Here is a 21,574-nt window from a genome sequence, read left to right as displayed (position 1 = left end):
CCACCGACTTCCCGAATTTCCCGTAAGCCGATTTCAGGCAGGAACCCCATGATGGACGCCTTCGAACTCCCCCGCACCCTGGTCCAGTCCCTTCAACAGCGTGCTGCGCAGACGCCGGACCAGGTGGCGTTGCGCTTCCTCGCCGAGAGTGCCGAGCACAGTGTGGTGCTCAGTTATCGCGACCTCGACCAACGCGCCCGCACCATCGCCGCTGCCTTGCAAGCCAACGCTGGCCTGGGCGAGCGTGCGGTGTTGCTGTTCCCGAGTGGCCCGGACTATGTGGCGGCGTTCTTTGGTTGCCTGTACGCCGGGGTGATCGCGGTGCCGGCTTATCCACCGGAGTCTACGCGCCGTCATCACCAGGAGCGTCTGCTGTCGATCATCAGCGATGCCGAGCCGCGGCTGCTGTTGACCATTGCCAGTCTCAGCGAGGGCCTGGCGCAGATTGAAAACGCGCCCAAGGTGTTGAGCGTCGACACCCTGGAGGCGCAGCAGGCCGACCAGTGGGTCGAGCCCGACCTCAAGGCCGACGACATCGCGTTCCTGCAATACACCTCCGGCTCCACCGCATTGCCCAAAGGCGTGCAAGTCAGCCACGGCAACCTGGTGGCCAACGAAGTGCTGATCCGCCGTGGTTTTGGCATCGACCTCAACCCCGACGACGTGATCGTCAGCTGGTTGCCGCTGTACCACGACATGGGCCTGATCGGCGGCCTGCTGCAACCGATCTTCAGCGGCGTGCCCTGCGTGTTGATGTCGCCGGCCTACTTCCTTGGCCGACCTTTGCGCTGGCTGGAGGCGATCAGCGAATACGGCGGCACCATCAGCGGTGGCCCGGACTTCGCCTACCGCCTGTGCAGCGAACGGGTCAGTGAGTCGGCCATGGAACGCCTGGATTTGAGCCGCTGGCGCGTCGCCTATTCGGGTTCCGAGCCGATCCGCCTCGACACCCTGGAACGCTTCGCGGAAAAATTCGCGGCCTGTGGTTTCACCCCGAATAATTTCTTCGCCTCCTACGGCCTGGCCGAAGCCACCCTGTTTGTCGCCGGCGGTACCCGTGGCCGTGGCATTCCCGCCCTGCGCCTGGACGAACAGGCGCTGGCCGCCAACCGTGCCGAACCGGGGCAGGGCCCTGCGATCATGAGTTGCGGCACCAGCCAGCCGGACCACGCCGTGCTGATCGCCGACCCGCACACCCTCACCGAGCTGCCCGACCAGTGCGTCGGCGAACTCTGGGCCACGGGCCCGAGTATCGCCCACGGCTACTGGCGCAACCCGCAAGCCAGCGCCAAGACCTTCGTCCAGCATGCTGGCCGCACCTGGTTGCGCACCGGTGACCTGGGTTTTATCCGCGACGGTGAGGTGTACATCACCGGGCGCCTGAAAGACCTGCTGATCGTGCGCGGCCACAACCTTTACCCCCAGGACATCGAACAGACCATCGAGCGCGAAGTGGAAGTGGTGCGCAAGGGCCGGGTCGCCGCGTTTGCGGTCAATGACCAGGGCCTGGAAGGCATCGGCATCGCCGCGGAAATCAGCCGCAGCGTGCAGAAAATCCTGCCGCCCGAAGCGCTGATCAAAGCGATCCGCCAAGCCGTGGCCGAGGCCTGCCAGCAAGCCCCGAGCGTGGTGGTGCTGCTCAACCCAGGCGCTTTGCCGAAGACCTCCAGCGGTAAAGTGCAGCGTGCCGCCTGTGCGATTCGGCATGCCGATGGCAGCCTCGACAGCTACGCGCAGTTCCCCGGGCAGCAGGGGCCGGCGAGCGAAGTGGCGCTGGAATCGGACCTGCAACAGCAGATCGCGGCGATCTGGTGCGAACAGCTGCAACTGGCTCATGTGGCGGGCGACGATCACTTTTTCCTGCTGGGGGGCAACTCCATCACCGCGACCCAAGTGGTCGCCCGCCTGCGCGAAAGCCTGGGGCTGGAACTGAACCTGCGCCTGCTGTTCGAAGCGCCGACCCTCGCCACCTTCGCCACGGCCGTCGCGCAACTGCAACAGGATGGCGGCGTGGCCCAAGGCGCAATGCACGCCTTATCACGTCAAGAAGACCTGCCCCAATCCCTGGCACAGAACCGCCTGTGGATCACCTGGCAATTGGACCCTCACAGCAGCGCCTACACCATTCCAGGCGCCCTGCACCTGCGCGGCGAGCTGGATGAAGACGCACTGCGCCACAGCTTCCAGCAACTGATCCAGCGTCACGAAGCCCTGCGCACGCGCTTCTACGAGCGCGACGGCCAGGCGTTTCAGCGTGTCGAGGCTACGGCGGATTTCGAACTGCCGATCATCGACCTCAGTGACCTGCCCAACACCGAGCGCGAAGCCCGTGCGCAACAGGTCCGCGAAGACCAGGCGTGCAGCCCGTTCGACCTGGAAAAAGGCCCGTTGCTACGGGTTACCCTGGTGCGCCTGGGCGATGAAGAGCACCAACTGCTGGTGACGCTGCACCACATCATTGCTGACGGTTGGTCGCTGAATATCCTGATCGACGAGTTCTCGCGCCTGTACGCCGCTGCCGCCCAAGGCCAGTCCCTGGAGCTGCCGCCGCTGGCATTGCAATACGCCGACTACGGCAGCTGGCAGCGCCAATGGCTGGCCGAAGGCGAAGGCCAGCGACAGCTGACGTACTGGAAAGCGCAGTTGGGTGACGAGCATCCGGCCCTGAACCTGGCCACCGATCACCCGCGCGCCGCCCAGCATCGGCACAGCGCCTCGCGCCATAGCCAGCGCCTGGATGCGCGCCTCAGTGCGGCGATCCGCCAGACCGCCCAGGCCCATGACTCAACACCGTTCATGCTGTTGTTGGCGACGTTCCAGACCTTGCTCTATCGCTACAGTGGCCAGCGCGATATCCGTATCGGCGTGCCCAATGCCAACCGCCCACGCCATGAAACCCAGGGCCTGATCGGCTTCTTTATCAACACCCTGGTGCTGCGCGCCGAGCTGGACGGGCGCCTGCCGTTCAACCAGCTGTTGGCCGCCACCCGCGAGACCACATTGGCCGCCCAGGCCCATCAGGACCTGCCCTTCGAACAACTGCTGGAAGCCTTCCCCCAGGCCCGCGAGCAGGGCCTGTTCCAGGTCATGTTCAACCACCAGCAGCGCGACCTCAGTGCCTTGCACCGCCTGCCGGGCCTGCTGGCCGATGAGTTGCCCTGGCACAGCCGCGAAGCCAAGTTCGACCTGCAACTGCACAGCGAAGAAGACCGCAATGGGCGCTTGAGCCTGTCGTTCGACTACGCCGACGAGCTGTTCGATTGCGCGACCATCCAGCGTCTGGCCGAGCACTTCATCCATCTACTTCACGCTGTGTGCGCGCAACCACAACACGCCATCGGCGATCTGCCGTTGATGCAGGCTGACGAACAGCAACCCTGGAGCGAAGCCCCCTGCGCGCCGGCCCGGCACTGGCTGCCCGAGCTGCTCAACCAGCAGACGTCGGACGCCACCGCATTGGTCTGGCAGGACGGCAGCCTGACCTTCGCCCAATTGCACACCCAGGCCAACCGCCTGGCCCATTACCTGCGCGACAAAGGCGTCGGCCCGGACGTGTGCGTAGCCATCGCCGCCGAGCGTTCGCCGCAACTGCTGATCGGCCTGCTCGCCATCATCAAGGCCGGTGGCGCCTACGTGCCGCTGGACCCGGATTACCCCGCCGAACGCCTGGCCTACATGCTCAAGGACAGCAGCGTGCAACTGCTGCTCACCCAGACCGCGTTGCTGCCCCAACTGCCCAGCGCCGAAGGCGTGTGCGTGATTGCCATGGACAGCCTGCACCTCGACAGCTGGCCGACCCAGGCGCCAGGCTTGCACCTGCACGGCGATAACCTCGCCTACGTGATCTACACCTCCGGTTCCACCGGCCAACCCAAAGGCGTGGGCAACACCCACGGCGCCCTGGCCGAGCGTTTGCAGTGGATGCAGGCCACCTATCAACTGAACGAAACCGATGTGCTGATGCAAAAGGCGCCGATCAGTTTCGACGTGTCGGTGTGGGAATGCTTCTGGCCATTGATTACCGGCTGCCGCCTGGTATTGGCCGGGCCGGGCGAACATCGCGACCCGCACCGCATCGCGCAGCTTGTGCAGGAGCATGGGGTGACCACGCTGCACTTCGTGCCGCCGCTGCTGCAGCTGTTTATCCACGAGCCGCTGGTGGCCGAATGCACCAGCCTGCGTCGCCTGTTCTCCGGCGGCGAAGCCTTGCCCGCCGAACTGCGTAACCGCGTACTGGCGCGCTTGCCAGCGGTGCAATTGCACAACCGCTATGGCCCGACCGAAACCGCGATCAACGTCACCCACTGGCAGTGCGCCGCCTCGGATGGCGAGCGCTCGCCGATTGGCCGGCCATTGGGCAATGTGATCTGCCGCGTACTGGACGAGCAGCTCAACCCGTTGCCGGCCGGTGTGCCGGGCGAACTGTGCATCGGCGGTATCGGCTTGGCGCGGGGTTACCTGGGCCGTGCCGGGCTGACGGCCGAACGTTTTGTCGCCGACCCGCTGGGCGCGGCGGGCGCCCGCTTGTATCGCACCGGTGACCGTGCGCGCTGGAACGCCGATGGTGTGCTCGAATACCTCGGACGCCTCGATCAGCAGGTCAAACTGCGGGGTTTCCGGGTGGAGCCGGAAGAAATCGAAGCGCGCCTGCTGGCCCAGGTAGGCATTGCCCAGGCCGTGGTGCTGGTGCGTGATGCACAGTTGATCGGCTACTACACCGCCGACACCGAACTGGATGAGCAAAGGGTCAAAACCGCCCTGGCTGCCGAGTTGCCGGAGTACATGGTGCCCGCGCTGCTGATGCGCCTGGACGCCATGCCCCTGAGCCCCAGCGGCAAGCTCGACCGGCGTGCCTTGCCAGAGCCGGTATGGCAAACCCGCGAACACGTCGACCCGCACACACCTTTGCAACTGCAAATCGCCGCGATCTGGCGCGAGGTGCTTGGCCTGCCACGCATCGGCCTGCGCGATGACTTTTTCGCACTCGGCGGGCACTCGTTGCTGGCCACGCAAATCATCTCCCGCACCCGCCAGGCCTGTGACGTCGAACTGCCCCTGCGCACCCTGTTCGAAGCCAGCGTGCTGGGCGATTTTGCCCAGCAGGTCGGGCTGATCCAGGCGGCGGGCCAGCGCAACCAACAGACGGCCATCGGCAAGGCCGACCGCAGCCAGCCGGTCCCCTTGTCCTATTCCCAACAGCGCATGTGGTTCCTCTGGCAGATGGAACCGGACAGCCCGGCCTACAACGTCGGCGGCATGGCGCGCCTGCGCGGGGTCCTGGATGTGGGGCGTTTCGAGGCCGCCTTGCAGGCCTTGATCATGCGTCATGAAACCCTGCGCACCACCTTCCCAAGTGTCGATGGTGTGGCCTGTCAGAAGGTCTCGGCGCAAACCGGCGTGCGCATGGACTGGCAGGATTTCTCCGCGCTGAATGAGCCGCAGCGCCAGCAGCGTTTACAGCAACTGGCCGATGTCGAGGCGCACACGCCGTTCAACCTGGAAACCGGGCCGCTGTTGCGCGCCTGCCTGGTCAAGGCCGGCGAGCAAGAACATTACCTGGTGCTGACCCTGCACCATATCGTCACCGAAGGCTGGGCCATGGACATCTTTGCCCGTGAACTCAGCGCCTTGTACGAAGCCTTTATCGACGAGCGCGACTCACCGCTGCCAGCGTTGCCGGTGCAGTACCTCGACTATAGCGTGTGGCAACGCCAGTGGATGGAAGCCGGTGAGCGCCAGCGTCAGCTGGACTACTGGACCGCCCAACTGGGCGACGAACACCCATTGCTGGAACTGCCCGGCGACCGTCCGCGGCCACCGGTGCAAAGCCATCGGGGCGAGCTGTACCGGTTTGATTTGAGCGATGAGCTGGCCGCCCGCGTGCGTGCCTTCAACGCCCAGCACGGCCTCACGCTGTTCATGACCATGACCGCGACCCTGGCAGTGTTGCTCTACCGCTACAGCGGCCAGACCGACCTGCGCATCGGCGCGCCAGTGGCCAACCGTATCCGCCCGGAAAGCGAAGGCTTGATTGGCGCGTTCCTCAATACCCAGGTGCTGCGTTGCCAGCTCAACGGGCAGATGCGGGTCAGCGAGCTGTTCGAGCAGGTGCGCCATACCGTGATCGAGGGCCAGTCCCATCAGGACCTGCCGTTCGACCATCTGGTGGAAGCCCTGCAACCGCCGCGCAGCGCGGCGTACAACCCGTTGTTCCAGGTGATGTGCAACGTGCAGCGCTGGGAATTCCAGCAAAGCCGCCAACTGGCTGGCATGACCGTGGAGTACCTGGCCAACGATGCGCGGGCGACCAAGTTCGACCTCAACCTGGAAGTCACCGACCTCGACCATCGCCTGGGTTGCTGCCTGACCTACAGCACCGACCTGTTCGACGAGCCGCGTATTGCGCGCATGGCCGAGCATTGGCGCAACCTGCTCGAAGCGTTGGTCGCCGATCCCGGCCAGCGCCTCAGCGAATTGCCGTTGCTGAGCGCAGATGAACAACGCGCCTTGCAAGACAGCCTTGGGGTGGAGAAGGGCGAGCATCGCCTCGACCAGTGCATCCATCAACTGTTCAGCCAGCAGGCCAGCCAGCGGCCGGAGGCCCCGGCGCTGACCTTTGCCGGTGTGACCCTCTCGTATGCGCAACTGGATGAGCGCGCCAACCGCCTGGCCTGGATGCTGCGCGAGCGTGGCGTGGGCCCGCAGGTGCGCGTGGGTCTGGCGCTGCCGCGTTCGCTGGAAATGGTCGTCGGTTTGCTGGCGATCCTCAAGGCCGGCGGTGCCTATGTGCCGCTGGACCCGGAATACCCGCTGGACCGCCTGCATTACATGATCGAAGACAGTGACATCGCTCTGCTGCTCAGTGATGCGGCGCTGTTCGAAGCTCTGGGTGAGTTGCCGGCGACGGTGGCGTGCTGGTGCCTGGAGGATGACTCGCCGGTGCTGGCGAATTACCCCGCCGAAGCGCTGCCGTTCGTGAGTCTGGCGCAACACCAGGCGTACCTCATCTACACCTCGGGTTCCACGGGCAAGCCCAAAGGCGTGGTGGTGTCCCACGGTGAGATCGCCATGCATTGCCAGGCGGTGATCGAGCGGTTTGACATGCGCCCGGATGACTGCGAGCTGCACTTTTACTCGATCAACTTCGACGCTGCCACCGAGCGTTTGCTGGTGCCGCTGCTGTGCGGGGCGCGGGTGGTATTGCGCGCCCAGGGCCAGTGGGATGCGGAGGAAATCTGCGCGCTGATCCGTACCCATCGCATCAATGTGCTCGGTTTCACCCCGAGCTACGGCAGCCAGTTGGCGCAGTGGCTGGCGACTCAGCAACAGACGCTGCCGGTGCGCATGTGCATCACCGGTGGCGAAGCCTTGACCGGCGAACACCTGCAACGCATCCGCGCAGCGTTCACGCCCCAATTGTTCTTCAACGCCTACGGCCCCACCGAAACCGTGGTGATGCCCCTGGCCAGCCTGGCGCCCGAGCAGTTGGAGGAGGGCGCAGGCAGCGTACCGATCGGCAGCATCGTCGGCGAGCGCGTGGCTTACATTCTCGACGCCGACCTGGCGCTGGTGCCCCAGGGCGCCAGCGGTGAGCTGTACATCGGTGGCGCCGGCCTGGCCCAGGGTTATCACCAGCGGCCGGGGATGACGGCGGAGCGCTTTGTCGCAGACCCGTTTGCTGGCAAGGGCGGGCGCCTGTACCGCACCGGCGACCTGGTACGCCAACGCGCCGATGGCCTGGTGGAGTACCTGGGGCGCATCGACCATCAGGTGAAGATCCGCGGTTTTCGCATCGAGCTGGGCGAAATCGAAACGCGCTTGCTCGAACATGACGCTGTGCGCGAAGCGGTGGTGCTGGCACTGGATGCGCCGAGCGGCAAGCAGTTGGTGGCGTACCTAGTCAGCGATGCCGAGCACGCCGCCTTGCGCGACGCGTTGAAGGCGCACCTCAAGGCGCAACTGCCGGACTACATGGTGCCCGCGCATCTGATCGTGCTGCAGAGCATGCCGCTGACCGCCAACGGCAAGCTCGACCGCCGCGCCTTGCCTGAGCCGGACCCAGAGGCCAATCGCCAAGCCTACGTGGCGCCCCGCAGCGAGCTGGAGCACAGCCTGGCCGCCATCTGGTGCGCGGTGCTGAACGTGGAGCAAGTGGGCCTCGACGATAACTTCTTTGAACTGGGCGGCGACTCGATCCTGTCGATCCAGGTGGTGAGCCGGGCGCGCCAGGCCGGCATTCATTTCAGCCCCCGTGACCTGTTCCAGCACCAGACGGTTCAGAGCCTGGCTGCCGTGGCCACCCGCTCGGAGCGCGTCATCGCCGAGCAAGGGCTGCTGACCGGTCCCTCGGGCCTCACGCCGATTCAGCACTGGTTCTTCGACACCGATATCCCGGCGCGCCAGCACTGGAACCAGGCATTGGTGCTCAAGCCACTGCAACTGCTCGATGCCCATCGCCTGGAGCAAGCGCTGCTGGCGGTGCTGGAACACCACGACGCGCTGCGCTTGAGCTTTACCCCGCGCGATGCGCAATGGCATGCCGAACACCTGGGCGTGCCGGAAGGCGGCGTGCTGCTGCAGGCGCAGGTGCGCGATATGCAGGCGTGCACGGCGTTGTTCACCGACACTCAGCGCAGCCTCGACCTGGCACAGGGGCCGCTGCTGCGCGCCTTGCTGGTGGACGGGCCGCAAGGTCAGCAGCGCTTGCTGATCGCCATCCATCACCTGGTGGTGGACGGCGTGTCGTGGCGCGTCCTGCTGGAAGACCTGCAAAACGTTTATCGCCAACTCAGTGACGGCCAGTCCGTCAGCCTGCCGGCCAAAACCAGCGCGCTGCGTGATTGGGCTGCGCGCTTGCAAGCCTATGCCCACAGTGAATCCCTGCGCGAAGAGTTGAGCCTGTGGCAAGCGCAATTGGCTGGCCCCGCCTTGGCCTTGCCAGTACAGCGTCCCCAAGGTGCGCGGCGCAATAGCGATGCCGAAACGGTGAGCGTGCGCCTGGATGCCGAGCGCACCCGGCAGTTGCTGCAACAGGCGCCGAGTGCCTATCGCACCCAGGTCAACGACCTGTTGCTGACCGCCCTGGCCCGCGTACTGTGCCGCTGGAGCGGGCAGGCCTCGGCACTGATCCAACTGGAAGGCCATGGCCGCGAAACCTTGTTCGATGACATCGACCTGACCCGCAGCGTGGGTTGGTTCACCAGTGCTTACCCGTTGCGCCTGACGCCGCTGGCCGAGCAGGGCGACTCGATCAAGGCGATCAAGGAGCAACTGCGTGGCGTGCCCCATAAAGGTTTGGGGTATGGCGTGCTGCGTTACCTGGCCGATGACCTGTGCAAGCAGAGCATGGCCGCATTGCCGAGCGCGCAGATCACCTTCAACTACCTGGGTCAGTTCGACCAGAGCTTTGGCACTGAGGCGCTGTTCCATCCGCTGGAGGAATCCGCCGGCCTGGCCCATGACCCGGATGCGCCGTTGCCCAATGAACTGAGCATCGACAGCCAGGTCTACGGCGGCGAGCTGGTGCTACGCTGGACGTTCAGCCGTGAGCGGCATGATCAGCAGGTAATTCGCGATCTGGCCGAAGCTTACCTGGCCGAATTGCACAGCCTGATCGCCCATTGCCTGCAGGACGATGCCGGCGGCCTCACGCCGTCCGACTTCCCCCTGGCGCGCCTGACCCAGGTGCAACTGGACGCCTTGCCGGTACCGGCCAGCACTATCGAAGACGTCTACCCGCTGACCCCGATGCAGGAGGGCTTGCTGCTGCACACCCTGCTGGAGCCCGGCACTGGCCTGTATTACATGCAGGACCGCTACCGCATCAACAGCGCGCTGGACCCGGAGCGTTTTGCCCAGGCCTGGCAAGCGGTGATCGCCCGCCACGAAGCCTTGCGTGCCTCGTTCTGCTGGAACGTCGGCGAAGACATGCTGCAAGTGATCCACAAGCCCGGCAGCACGCCGATCGAATACCTGGACTGGAGCGCCGACCCGCAGGATGAGCAGGAGCCGCGTCTGCAAGCCTTGCTCAAGGCCGAGCGCGAAGCCGGTTTTGACCTGCTCAACCAGGCGCCTTTCCACTTGCGCCTGATTCGCGTGGACGAGGCGCGCTACTGGTTCATGATGAGCAACCACCACATCCTGATCGATGCCTGGTGCCGTTCGCTGCTGATGAATGACTTCTTCGATATCTACACAGCCCTGGGCGAAGGCCGCGATGCGCAATTGGCGACGCCGCCGCGCTATCGCGACTACATTGCCTGGCTGCAACGCCAGGACCTCAACGAAGCGCGCCAGTGGTGGCAGCAAAACTTGCAAGGCTTCGAGCGCGCCACGCCGATCCCGAGTGACCGCCCGTTCCTGCGCGAACACGCCGGTGGCAGCGGCGGCATGGTGGTGGGCGACTGTTACACCCGCCTGGATGCCCGCGACGGTGCGCAGTTGCGCGAACTGGCCCAGGCGCATCAGCTCACCGTCAACACCTTCGCCCAGGCGGCGTGGGCCCTGGTGCTGCGGCGTTTGAGTGGCGATCGCGACGTGCTGTTCGGCGTCACCGTGGCCGGGCGCCCGGTGGACATGCCCGAGATGCAACGCACCGTGGGGCTGTTTATCAACAGTATCGCGCTGCGGGTGAAACTGCCCGAGGACGGCCAGACGTGCAGCGTGCGCCAGTGGTTGAGCGCCTTGCTCGACAGCAATATGCAACTGCGCGAGTACGAATACCTGCCGTTGGTGACGATCCAGGAACACAGCGAATTGCCCAAGGGCCAGCCGCTGTTCGACAGCCTGTTCGTGTTTGAGAACGCGCCAGTGGAAGTCTCGGTGCTGGACCGTGCGCAAAGCCTGAACGCCACCTCGGATTCCGGGCGTACCCACACCAACTTCCCGCTGACGGCGGTGTGCTACCCCGGCGATGACCTCGGCTTGCACCTGTCCTACGACCAGCGTTACTTCGACGAAAGCACCGTGCAAGGCATGCTCGCTGAGTTCAAGCGCCTGTTGCTGGCGCTGGTGCAGGGCTTCCATGGCGACATGGCCGAGCTGGCGCTGATTGGCGAGCAGGAACGTGAATTCCTGGTGGCGGGCTGTAACCAGAGTGAGCGAGCCTATCCGCTGGAGACGAGCTACATCGAGCTGTTCGAGGCCCAGGTGGCAGAGCATCCGCAGCGCATCGCCGCCAGTTGCCTGGACCAGCAATGGAGCTACGACGAACTGAACCGCCGCAGTAACGGCCTGGGCCACGCGTTGCTTGCGGCCGGTGTGGGCCTGGACCAACCGGTGGCGTTGCTGGCTGAACGTGGGTTGGACTTGCTCGGCATGATCATCGGCAGCTTCAAGGCCGATGCCGGTTACCTGCCGCTGGACCCAGGGCTGCCCGGCCCGCGCCTGAGCCGCATCATCGACATGAGCCGCACGCCGCTGCTGGTGTGCACCGAGGCGTGCCGCGAGCAGGCCGTCGAGTTGCTGCAAGGGGTTGATTGCCAACTGCTGGTGTGGGAGGAAGTGCCCGCCCGTGGCGAAAACCCCGGTGTCTACAGCGGCCCGGACAACCTTGCCTACGTGATCTACACCTCGGGTTCCACCGGCTTGCCCAAGGGCGTGATGGTCGAACAGCGTGGCATGCTCAATAACCAGTTGAGCAAGGTGCCGTACCTGAACCTGAGCGATGCCGATGTGATTGCCCAGACCGCGTCGCAAAGCTTCGATATTTCTGTGTGGCAGTTCCTCGCCGCGCCGCTGTTTGGCGCACGGGTGGACATTGTGCCCACTACCATCGCCCATGATCCGCAAGGGTTGCTGGCCCATGTTCAAGCACAGGGCATCACCGTGCTGGAGAGCGTGCCGTCGCTGATCCAGGGCATGCTGGCCCAGGAGCGTATCAGCCTCGAGGGCCTGCGCTGGATGTTGCCGACCGGGGAGGCCATGCCACCTGAGCTGGCCCATCAGTGGCTGCTGCGTTATCCGCAGATTGGCCTGGTGAATGCCTACGGCCCGGCGGAATGCTCCGATGATGTGGCGTTCTTCCGCGTCGATCTGGCGTCGACCCGTGGCACTTACCTGCCGATTGGTACGCCGACCGACAACAACCGCTTGTACCTGCTGGACGGCGCTTTAGAGCTGGTGCCTCAAGGAGCGGTGGGCGAGTTGTGCGTCGCCGGCACCGGTGTCGGTCGTGGCTATGTCAGCGATCCGCTGCGCACCGCCCAGGTGTTTGTACCCAACCCCTTTGGCGCGCCTGGTGAGCGCCTCTACCGTACCGGCGACCTGGCACGGCGTCGCAGCGATGGGGTGCTGGAGTATGTCGGGCGTATCGACCACCAGGTGAAGATTCGCGGCTACCGCATCGAACTGGGTGAAATCGAAGCGCGCCTGCATGAACAACCGCAGGTGCGCGACGCGGCGGTGGGTGTGCAAGAGGGGGCCAATGGCAAACATCTGGTCGGCTACCTGGTGGCCGCAGACGCCACGCTGGAATCGAGTGAACAGTTGGAGCGCGTCAAGCAACGCCTGCGTACCGAACTGCCGGAATACATGGTGCCACTGCATTGGCTATGGCTTGAGCGCCTGCCCCTGAATGCCAACGGCAAGCTCGACCGCAAGGCCCTGCCGGCCCTGGAGATCGGCCAGTTGCACAATCAGGACTATGTGGCGCCGCGCACTGAACTGGAAACTACGTTGGCGGGTATCTGGGCCGAGGTGCTGAAGGTCGAGCGGGTCGGGGTGCAGGACAACTTCTTCGAACTGGGCGGGCATTCGCTGCTGGCCACGCAGATTGCCTCGCGGGTGCAGAAGACACTGCAACGCGATGTGCCGTTGCGGGCGATGTTCGAGTGCAGCACCGTGGCGGAGTTGGCCGAGTATATCGAGGGGGTGGCAGGCAATGAGATCAGTGCCGAGAAGGTGGATCGGTTGAGCGATTTGATGGCGGAGTTGGAGGGGCTTTAATCTTCGTTGTCTGTCAGGGCCTCATCGCAGCATAGGTATTTACATAACTCTGTAAGCTCAACGGTAACCACGATGCGAAGCGAGCCGCTCTTGATCTTGATCTGCTTTTGATCTTAGGCGCCCCGTTAAACCACGCTGGCGGATTACGGGCACACCGAGCCTAAGCGAGGTGCCGAGTGGTGGGGCAAGAGCGTTTTGCTTACTTTTGTCTGGGCCGGCATTCCGGCTTTTCGAAAGTGAGCCGCCGTCAGGGCGGAACCCTAAGTGGCCGTTACCGCAGGAATGGATATGTACACGGTCCAACTGTGTTGACTGTCAGGCCGTCTTCGCAGGCAAGCCAGCTCCCACCTTGGATCGCGGGGCATCAGTTATATCTGTGTCGGCTGCCAGGCCGTCACGGGAGCAAGCTCCCTCGCCACAGATTTAGCGTCGTGCCGAAGTTGTGTAGATACCTATGCTCATCGCAGGCAAGCCAGCTCCCACATGTTGAGTTGTGAATACATTCAAATGTGGGAGCTGGCTTGCCTGCGATGGCGCCCGCGAGGGCGGCGCTTATTTTGGTCCGAGAATCTTCACTAACTTATCCGGCGAAGGCGCCCCTTGCTGCTGCTGCAACCCACCCTTGTCATCCAGATAGAAAATCGCCGGCGTCGCCGACAACTCCAGTTCATCCATCAGCTTCATATTGGCATCAAGCTTGGCCTCGACCTCGGCCGGGATCTTTTCCAGCGCCTTGAGCTTGCTGCCCTTGCCGGCGGCTTCGTGTTCTTGCAGGGCTTTTTGCGGGTCTTTGGCGGCGAGCAGGGCGGCGGATTTGCCTGGGCTGTCTTCGCGGATGATGCCGACCATGATGTGGCGCAACTGCACCTTGCCGGCCTTCACCCACGGGCGGGCCTGTTCCCAGAACATGTTGCAGTACGGGCAGTTGGGGTCGCTGAACAGGTAGACGGTGCGCGGGGCGTTTTTATCGCCATCCTGGATCCAGCTGCTGTTCTCCATCTTGGCCCAGACTTCCTTGGCCATCGGCGCGTACACCAGTTTTTCCAGGGGCGCGGTGCTCAGGTCATTGCCTTGGGCGTCGTACAGGTTGCCCGCGATCACGTGCTTGCCGTCGGCGGTCAGGTACAGGGCCATGCCACGGTTCTGGTACTGGGCGGCATAGCCGGTGAGGCCGCTGGGGGCATCGAATTTGCCGATGATCTTGGCACCTTTGGCTTCGATCTGTTTGATCGGGGCCGGCAGGTCTTCGGCCTGGGCCAGCGTAGCGGCTAGCGTCAAAGGCAGCAGGGTCAGCAGGTGGCGGAGGCGAGGCATGTCGGTTTCCTTGTCGTGGTGTTGTCGAAGGGTTCCATGGCACGGGCCAGGCTGGCTTCGGAGAGTTCGCCCAGGTGGCTGTTGATCAGGCGCCCATCGGCTTGGTAGAACAACGTGGTCGGCAGCGCCATGGAACCCACAGCCTGGCCGAGGCGGCCGCTGGCGTCGAACAGCACATTGTCGAGGTTCAGGCCCTGGGTGGCCAGGTAGGTGCTGACGCTCTGCATGCTTTCGGCCTGGTTGACGAACAGGAAGGTCACATCGGGGCGCATGCGCTGGGCGTTTTCCAGCACCGGCATTTCGCGTCGGCACGGCGGGCACCAAGTGGCCCAGAGGTTGATCACCAACGGGCCGCCTTGATAATCCGCCAGTTGCACCACCTCGCCATTGGCATTGCGCAGGGTGATATCCGGCAGGCGCGTGCCTTTTTCGTACAGACTGAGGGACAGGCTGGTCATGCCCCAGAACAACAGGCCGGTGATCACCCCGGCGCTGAGCGGCTTGCGCAGGGCAGGGCGACGCCAGCCGTAGACCAGCGCGCCGAGAATCAGCGCGATGATCCCGGGCCAGGCGAGAAAGCCGCCGTCACGCAGGTCGACCATCTCTACCCAGTCGTTGCTGTAATAACTCCAGTACATCAGCACAAAGCTGACGCGGGCGGCGAGCAGGCCCAGCAGAAACAGGCTGAACAGCACCGACTCCGGGTTTTCGCCGCCGCGCTTGGCCACGCGCCAGCCCACCAGGGTGGCGAGAATCAGCGCGCTGATCAGCAGCAGGTGATTCAGGGCGATGGCGAAGGTGCCGATGGTGAGGGTCAGCATCAGAGAGCGTCCCGCGTCTGGGTCCAGCGTTGCAGGAAGGCGGCGGCGTCTACTTCGCCGGTGATGCGTTGGGCGCGGCGTTCTTCACCGTCCGGGCCGATCCACACGAAGCTCGGTGGCCCTGGCACTTTGTAGCGGCCCAGCAGCTCGCGGCTGGCGGCGTTGTCGGCGGTGACGTCCAGGCGTAACAGGCGCACGTCTTTGAGCGCGTCCATCACCTCGGGTTTGCCGAACACCTGTTTCTCCATGATCTTGCACGACACGCACCAGTCGGCGTAGTAGTCCAGCAGCACCCATTGGCCCTGGGCCTTGGCGCTGTCGAGCTGGCTTTGCAGCACGGCCGGGTCGTTGATCGTGGTGAAGGCATCGTGGGCGCTCGGTGCACCGGCGACCTTTGAGCCGCTGTAGACCTTCAACGGTTGCCACAGCTCATCGCTGCCACCGGCCGCACCCACCACCAGCACCGCGCCCCACAGGCCCAGCACCAGGGAACCAGCGCCGAATACCTTGGCCGCCAGGCCGGGCTCACGGGCCAGCGCCCAGCCACAATAAGCCATCACCAGTGCCAGGGCGCCCCACAGGCCGATCCACAGGCTGTCGCCGACCACTGGGCGAATCATCAGCACCGCGGTGCCCAGGAACAGGAAGCCGAAGATGCCCTTGAGCACGTTCATCCAGGTGCCCGGCTTGGGCAGGAAGCGATTGCCCACGGTGACCAGCAGCAACAGCGGAATGCCGATACCGATGCCCATGGCAAACAGGATCAGGCCACCGTGCAGCGCATTGCCGCTCTGGGCGATGTACAGCAGGGCGCCAGCCAGGGGCGCGGTCATGCACGGCCCCACCAGCAGGCCGGACAATGCGCCGAGCACACCGGCACCCACCAGGCTGCCACCGCTTTGCTGGCGGCTGACGTTATCGAGGCGGTCGCGCAGGAAGGCGGGCAGTTGCAGTTCAAAGAAGCCGAACATCGGCAGGGCGAGCAGCACGAACAACGCCGCAAAGCTGCCGAGGATCCACGGGGTTTGCAGCAACGCCGCCAGGTTGGCGCCGAGCAACGCGGCCATCACCCCCAGGGCGGCATACACCAGCGCCATGCACACCACGTAGCTGCCGGCCAGGGCAAAGCCGCGACGCGGGCTGGCGCCGCTACCGACCACCAGGCCAGCGAGGATCGGCAGCATCGGCAGCGAGCAGGGCGCAAACGCCAACAGCAGGCCCAGGCCGAAGAACACCAGCAGGCTCCACCCCAGGCTGCGCTGCTGCAGGCCGCTGGCCAGGCTTTGATCCTGGGCTTGCGCGGTCGCGGCGACGGCCGGGTTGCCGCCCAGGTCCACGGTGATCGACTGCGGCGGATAGCACAGGCCTGCATCGGCGCAGCCCTGCCAGCCGAGCTTGACCTGGCCGGTGGTGCCAGCGGGGATCTTCACTTCCAGGCCTTGGCGATACACCTGTTGTTCGCCAAAGAACTCGTCGCTATGGGCTTCACCCTCGGGCAGCACGGGTTTTTCGGCCAGACCGTCGAACTTCATGCGTTGCTGGTACAGGTAGTAACCGTCGGCAATCTGCCAAAACAGCTGGGTTTCGCCGCTTTCAAGACGTTCGGAGGTAAAGGCGAAGGCTTTGCCTACCGGGAGGAAGTCGGGTTTGGTTTCGAAGGGGCTGCCCGGCGCTGCCTGGGCGAATCCCGCGAACAACACCAGCAGAAAGGTAAACAGATGCCGCATGGTCAAGCCTTAGTTCGATGCAAGTGAGGCACACAATGTGTGGCGTTGATTAACCGATGATTAACCGCCGCTATTCTAGAGCGTAGAGATTGTCCGGTGTTGCGAACTTTAGCGGCATAATGCGCGCTTAATCCGTGGCTTTTCTAATCGCGCCATCTTTCATGAAGGGTTAACCATGCACGTACTGGTCTGTGAAGACGACGAACTGATCGCCAGTGGCATCGTGGCCGGCCTGACCGCCCAGGGCTTTACCGTGGAGCGCGTGGCCACGGCCTCGGCGGCGCGGGCGATGCTCAAGGCCGCGGCCTTCGACATCATGGTGCTCGACCTTGGCCTGCCCGACGAAGACGGCCTCAAGCTGCTGCAACAACAGCGCAGCCAGGGGTTGGACATTCCGGTGCTGATCCTCACCGCGCGGGACTCGGTGACCAACCGCGTCGACGGCCTGCAAGCCGGCGCCGACGATTACCTGCTCAAGCCCTTCGACTTGCGTGAACTCGCCGCTCGCCTGCAAACCCTGTTGCGCCGGGTAGCGGGGCGCAGCGTCAACCTGATCGAACATGGCCGCCTGGCCTACGACCCCAGCAGCCGCGAGACCTTCCTCGGCGGCCAGCCGGTGGACCTGTCCCGGCGTGAACAGGCGTTGTTGCAGGCGCTGTTGCACAACAAGGGCCGCGTACTGTCCAGCGAACAGCTCAAGGACAGCGTCTACGGCTTCAGCGACGAACTGGAAAGCAACGCCCTCAACGTGCATATCCACCACCTGCGGCGCAAGTTGGGCAATGGCATCGTCGAAACCGTCAGGGGGCTGGGCTATCGCCTCGGCACGGCTGATGGCGGAGAAAACACGCCGTGATGAGCTTGCGTCTGCGCCTGACGTTCAAGCTGGGCGCCGCTTTTGTACTAATCTGGGTGCTGGCGGCCGCCTGGATGCTCAACGATTTGCGCAACCAAATGATGTTTTCCCTCGACCAGCGCCTGGTGGCTTCGGCGCGCATGGTGGCCGGGCTCACCGAGCAGATGCCGGGCCTGGCCAGCGTCAGCGGGGGCGCGCATTTGCGCACCGAACAACTGAATGTGCCGGGTGGCATGGCTTGCCAGGTCAGCTCCTTGCGTGGCGAGATCCTGGCGCGCAGCCATACCACGCCGGAGGAAGGGTTGGAGTCGCGCCGCAGCGGCTTTCGCGACCAGATCATCGACGGCGTGGGCTGGCGCAGTTTTACCCTGTCCCGTGGCGACTTGTTGATCACCACCGCCGACCGCCAGGTGGAGCGTGAAGCCCTCAACCTGTCGATCCTGCTGGCGGCGTCGGTGCCGGTCGGCGTGGCATTGCTGGGCTGCCTGTGCCTGCTTTGGCTGGGCATTGGCCAGAGCCTGGTGCCGCTCAACCGTATGCGGGATGCCCTGATGCGGCGCAGTGTCGACTCCCTCGAGCCTCTGCAGATTCACCCGCTGCCCAGTGAACTCAAGCCGTTGCTCGACACCCAGAACCAATTGCTGCAGCGCATCGCCAAGACCATCGAGCGCGAACGTCGCCTGACCGGTGACGCCGCCCATGAACTGCGCAGCCCGTTGACCGCGATCAAGACCCACCTGCAAGTCGCGCGCATGACCGAGGGCGCGGCCCGCGACCAGTCCCTGGCGCACGCCGAGGAGGGCGCCGATCGCTTGCATCGCACCCTGGAGCAACTGTTGTTGCTGGCGCGGGTGGAGGGCAGCCTGTCGTTTGACGATGGCCTGCAGTCCAGTGCCGAGGAAGTCGCCCGGTTGGCGATCCAGGATGCCAACGCCGGCGACAATTCACGCATTGATCTGATCCTGGCGCCGGATCTTTCCCCTGTTCCAGTGGCAATGCCTGTGGGTCTTGCCGTCGCGGCCTTGCGTAACCTGTTGGACAACGCCTTGCGCCATACCCCGGCCGATACCCGCGTGGAACTGCAGGTGTTTTCTACCCCGGATAACGTGGTGTTCCGCGTGCGTGACCATGGCCAGCAGATCTCCAGCGAAGACCTGCAATACCTCACCCAACGCTTCTGGCGCAATGGCAGCAGCGAAGGCTGTGGCCTGGGCCTGGCGATTGTCCAGGCGATCGTGCAGCGCTGTTCCTGCTCGCTGCACTTCGACAGCCAGCCCGACGGTATGCGGGTTGATCTGGGAATGCCGTTGCGGCGCTGAGCTGCCCTTTTCACGTGGCAAATAATTACCGCCCGCCTGAGGCTCAAGCCTTCAGGATGGCGGTAATTTTTTTGCGCTTGAACGGGCCGAATGAGTCGGCCTGAATTGAAAAGGACTGTTCTTATGTTGGTGATCGACACCAGTTTCCCCGCCAGGGATTTCAACGACCGCCGCGGCGAATCCGTGCAGCAGGTGCTTGTGCACTACACGGCCGCGCCCTTTGCTTCCTCGCTACGCACCCTCACCCAAGATGGCGTCAGCGCCCACTATCTGCTGCCCGACCCCGCTGAACCCAGCTACCGCGCTGCCGGTTATGAAGAGCTGCGGGTGTTTCGCCTGGTGAACGAGGACCAGCGCGCCTGGCACGCAGGCGTGAGCTATTGGGCGGGGAAGGCCGATCTCAACAGCCGCTCGGTGGGCATTGAAATCGTCAACCTGGCGCGGGATGAAGCGGGGGTCTTTACCTTTCCGGAGTACGCACCGGCACAGATTGACCTACTGATTGAATTGCTTCGCGACCTGCTGGAGCGCTATCCGCAGGTGGGCCCCACTGACTGGCTCGGGCATTCGGACGTGGCCTACTGGCGCAAGAGCGACCCTGGGCCTCGGTTGCCCTGGCGTGTGCTGCATGAGGCCGGCATCGGGGCCTGGTTTGATGAGTCGAGCCGGGCGATGTACCAGCGCCGCTTTTGTCTCGGCTTGCCGCCGGAGGTCGAAGTGGAGCGGGCGTTTCAGCGTTATGGCTACAAGCCCGCGCAGAATCGCCGGGCCTTTGAGCAGCGCACCCGGGCGTTCCAGATGCACTTTCGGCCACGGGATTATTGTGGATTCCTGGATGCAGAGACGTGCGCGATTCTTTATGCGCTGAATGAAAAATACCGCGGGCTTCGGAGCTGAGCGCTGTTCAAATGTGGGGCTGGCTTGCCTGCGAAAGCGGTAGTGCCGTAACAGATGCAGCGACTGACACACTGCCTTCGCGAGCAAGCCCGCTCCCACATTTTAATCTCCCCACTATCGGTAAATATCCGACCAACCTCCTAAATCCCCGTGCACCTGAAGCGTCTCCACAACAGGAAATCCGTGCGCATGCCCTTGGGCCAGACGCCAACGGATCGGCAGTTTGGTCACGATCATCAGCGTATTGAGGGATCCAGAGATGTCAGTCGCTACCAGCCGTATCGAAGACGCCCCGGTGCAGGCCGCGGAAACGCTCTATCAGTTTGACGAAAGCCCGCTGCTGGCCCGCCAGCGCCAGCAGGAATCCAACGCCCGCAGCTACCCACGGCGCATCCCCCTGGCACTTAAACGCGCCAAGGGCATTTACGTGGAGGACGTGGAGGGGCGCCGGTTCATCGACTGCCTGGCCGGCGCCGGAACCCTGGCGCTGGGGCATAACCACCCGGTGGTGATCCAGGCCATCCAGCAAGTGCTGAGCGACGAACTGCCTCTGCATACCCTGGACCTGACTACGCCGGTCAAGGATCAATTCGTGCAGGACCTGTTCGGTTTGCTCCCATCGGAACTGGCGCGAGAAGCGAAAATCCAGTTCTGCGGCCCCACCGGCACCGATGCGGTGGAAGCCGCGTTGAAGCTGGTGCGCACTGCCACCGGGCGCAGCACTGTGCTGTCGTTCCAGGGCGGCTATCACGGCATGAGCCAGGGCGCGCTGAGTTTGATGGGCAGCCTGGGGCCAAAGAAACCCTTGGGCGCCTTGCTCGGCAATGGCGTGCAATTCCTGCCGTTCCCGTATGACTACCGTTGCCCGTTTGGGCTGGGTGGCGCCGAAGGTGTGCGGGTCAACCTGCATTATCTGGAAAACCTGCTCAACGACCCGGAAGCCGGCGTGCTGTTGCCAGCGGCGGTGATTGTCGAAGTGGTCCAGGGCGAGGGCGGTGTGATCCCGGCAGACCTCGACTGGCTGCGTGGCCTGCGCCGTATCACCGCGCAAGCGGGGGTGGCGCTGATCGTCGATGAGATCCAGAGCGGTTTTGGGCGTACCGGCAAAATGTTTGCCTTCGAACACGCCGGCATCATTCCGGACGTGGTGGTCATGTCCAAGGCGATTGGCGGCAGCCTGCCGCTGGCGGTGGTGGTGTATCGCGACTGGCTCGACACCTGGCTGCCGGGCGCCCATGCCGGGACCTTCCGCGGCAACCAGATGGCGATGGCGGCGGGCTCGGCGGTGATGCGCTACCTCAAGGATCACGACCTGGCAGGCCATGCGGCGACCATGGGCCAGCGCCTGGGCGAACACCTGCGCATCCTGCAGCGCGACTTCCCGCACCTGGGGGATATCCGTGGGCGTGGGCTGATGCTGGGGGTGGAGCTGGTAGACCCGACTGGTACGCCTGATAGTCAGGGCCACCCACCGGTGCATCGCCAGTTGGCGCCGCTGGTGCAGCGCGAATGCCTCAAGCGCGGGCTGATCCTGGAACTGGGCGGGCGCCATGGCAGTGTGGTGCGTTTCCTGCCACCGCTGGTGATCACCGCTGGCGAAGTCGACCAGGTGGCTGAGATTTTCGGGCGCGCCTTGGCGGCGGCCGTGGCCAGCCTGTAATTTTCCAGGCCCTTGGTACGTTTCTACAGATATCA

8 protein-coding genes are annotated in these 21,574 nt (G+C 64.3%); 5 read left to right on the top strand and 3 right to left on the bottom strand.

Translation table 11 applies throughout. The annotated features are described in order from the left end of the window. The first annotated feature begins 48 nt into the window (after positions 1-48). Complete coding sequence (locus JJD66_RS08650) at positions 49-12,945, top strand: non-ribosomal peptide synthetase (protein ID WP_200647964.1); 12,897 nt, start codon at positions 49-51, stop codon at positions 12,943-12,945. A 552-nt stretch (positions 12,946-13,497) separates the two neighbouring features. Here the strand turns inward: JJD66_RS08650 and dsbG are convergent. From dsbG to dsbD, 3 genes are read right to left on the bottom strand one after another with little or no spacing between them, the layout of a single operon-like run. After that, positions 13,498-14,259: a thiol:disulfide interchange protein DsbG gene (gene dsbG / locus JJD66_RS08645; RefSeq protein ID WP_020302229.1), complete on the bottom strand. Its 762-nt coding sequence runs from the start codon at positions 14,257-14,259 to the stop codon at positions 13,498-13,500. After that, positions 14,235-15,080, bottom strand: a complete 846-nt coding sequence (locus JJD66_RS08640) for a TlpA disulfide reductase family protein (RefSeq protein ID WP_073527064.1) — start codon at positions 15,078-15,080, stop codon at positions 14,235-14,237. The genes dsbG and JJD66_RS08640 overlap by 25 nt, the downstream gene beginning before the upstream one ends. Further along, complete coding sequence (gene dsbD, locus JJD66_RS08635; protein WP_200647963.1) at positions 15,080-16,807, bottom strand: protein-disulfide reductase DsbD; 1,728 nt, start codon at positions 16,805-16,807, stop codon at positions 15,080-15,082. The genes JJD66_RS08640 and dsbD overlap by 1 nt, the downstream gene beginning before the upstream one ends. Positions 16,808-16,982: 175 nt before the next feature. Here dsbD and JJD66_RS08630 point away from each other — a divergent pair, with 175 nt between their 5' ends. From JJD66_RS08630 to JJD66_RS08615, 4 genes are all read left to right on the top strand, one after another. Beyond that, complete coding sequence (locus JJD66_RS08630) at positions 16,983-17,663, top strand: response regulator (protein ID WP_014719307.1); 681 nt, start codon at positions 16,983-16,985, stop codon at positions 17,661-17,663. Further along, on the top strand, positions 17,663-18,982 hold the full coding sequence (locus tag JJD66_RS08625; protein ID WP_020302232.1) for an ATP-binding protein: 1,320 nt from the start codon (positions 17,663-17,665) through the stop codon (positions 18,980-18,982). The genes JJD66_RS08630 and JJD66_RS08625 overlap by 1 nt, the downstream gene beginning before the upstream one ends. Before the next feature lie 123 nt (positions 18,983-19,105). Then, the gene (locus JJD66_RS08620; RefSeq protein ID WP_200647962.1) at positions 19,106-19,879 is read left to right on the top strand and encodes an N-acetylmuramoyl-L-alanine amidase; all 774 of its coding nucleotides are present in this window, start codon (positions 19,106-19,108) and stop codon (positions 19,877-19,879) included. A 259-nt stretch (positions 19,880-20,138) separates the two neighbouring features. Further along, the gene (locus tag JJD66_RS08615) at positions 20,139-21,539 is read left to right on the top strand and encodes an aspartate aminotransferase family protein (RefSeq protein ID WP_200647961.1); all 1,401 of its coding nucleotides are present in this window, start codon (positions 20,139-20,141) and stop codon (positions 21,537-21,539) included. The last annotated feature ends 35 nt before the right edge of the window (positions 21,540-21,574 follow it).

This window comes from Pseudomonas sp. MF6751 (genome assembly GCF_016613265.1).
GTDB classification, from domain to species: Bacteria; Pseudomonadota; Gammaproteobacteria; order Pseudomonadales; family Pseudomonadaceae; genus Aquipseudomonas; species Aquipseudomonas fluorescens_BV.
This window is presented reverse-complemented; position numbering and strand designations above follow the sequence as displayed.

Excerpts from the sequence above, each read along its gene's own strand:
- JJD66_RS08650 (WP_200647964.1), top strand. The coding sequence starts at position 49 with ATGATGGACGCCTTCGAACTCCCCCGCACCCTGGTCCAGTCCCTTCAA.
- dsbG (WP_020302229.1), bottom strand. The coding sequence starts at position 14,259 with ATGCCTCGCCTCCGCCACCTGCTGACCCTGCTGCCTTTGACGCTAGCC.
- JJD66_RS08640 (WP_073527064.1), bottom strand. The coding sequence starts at position 15,080 with ATGCTGACCCTCACCATCGGCACCTTCGCCATCGCCCTGAATCACCTG.
- dsbD (WP_200647963.1), bottom strand. The coding sequence starts at position 16,807 with ATGCGGCATCTGTTTACCTTTCTGCTGGTGTTGTTCGCGGGATTCGCC.
- JJD66_RS08630 (WP_014719307.1), top strand. The coding sequence starts at position 16,983 with ATGCACGTACTGGTCTGTGAAGACGACGAACTGATCGCCAGTGGCATC.
- JJD66_RS08625 (WP_020302232.1), top strand. The coding sequence starts at position 17,663 with ATGAGCTTGCGTCTGCGCCTGACGTTCAAGCTGGGCGCCGCTTTTGTA.
- JJD66_RS08620 (WP_200647962.1), top strand. The coding sequence starts at position 19,106 with ATGTTGGTGATCGACACCAGTTTCCCCGCCAGGGATTTCAACGACCGC.
- JJD66_RS08615 (WP_200647961.1), top strand. The coding sequence starts at position 20,139 with ATGTCAGTCGCTACCAGCCGTATCGAAGACGCCCCGGTGCAGGCCGCG.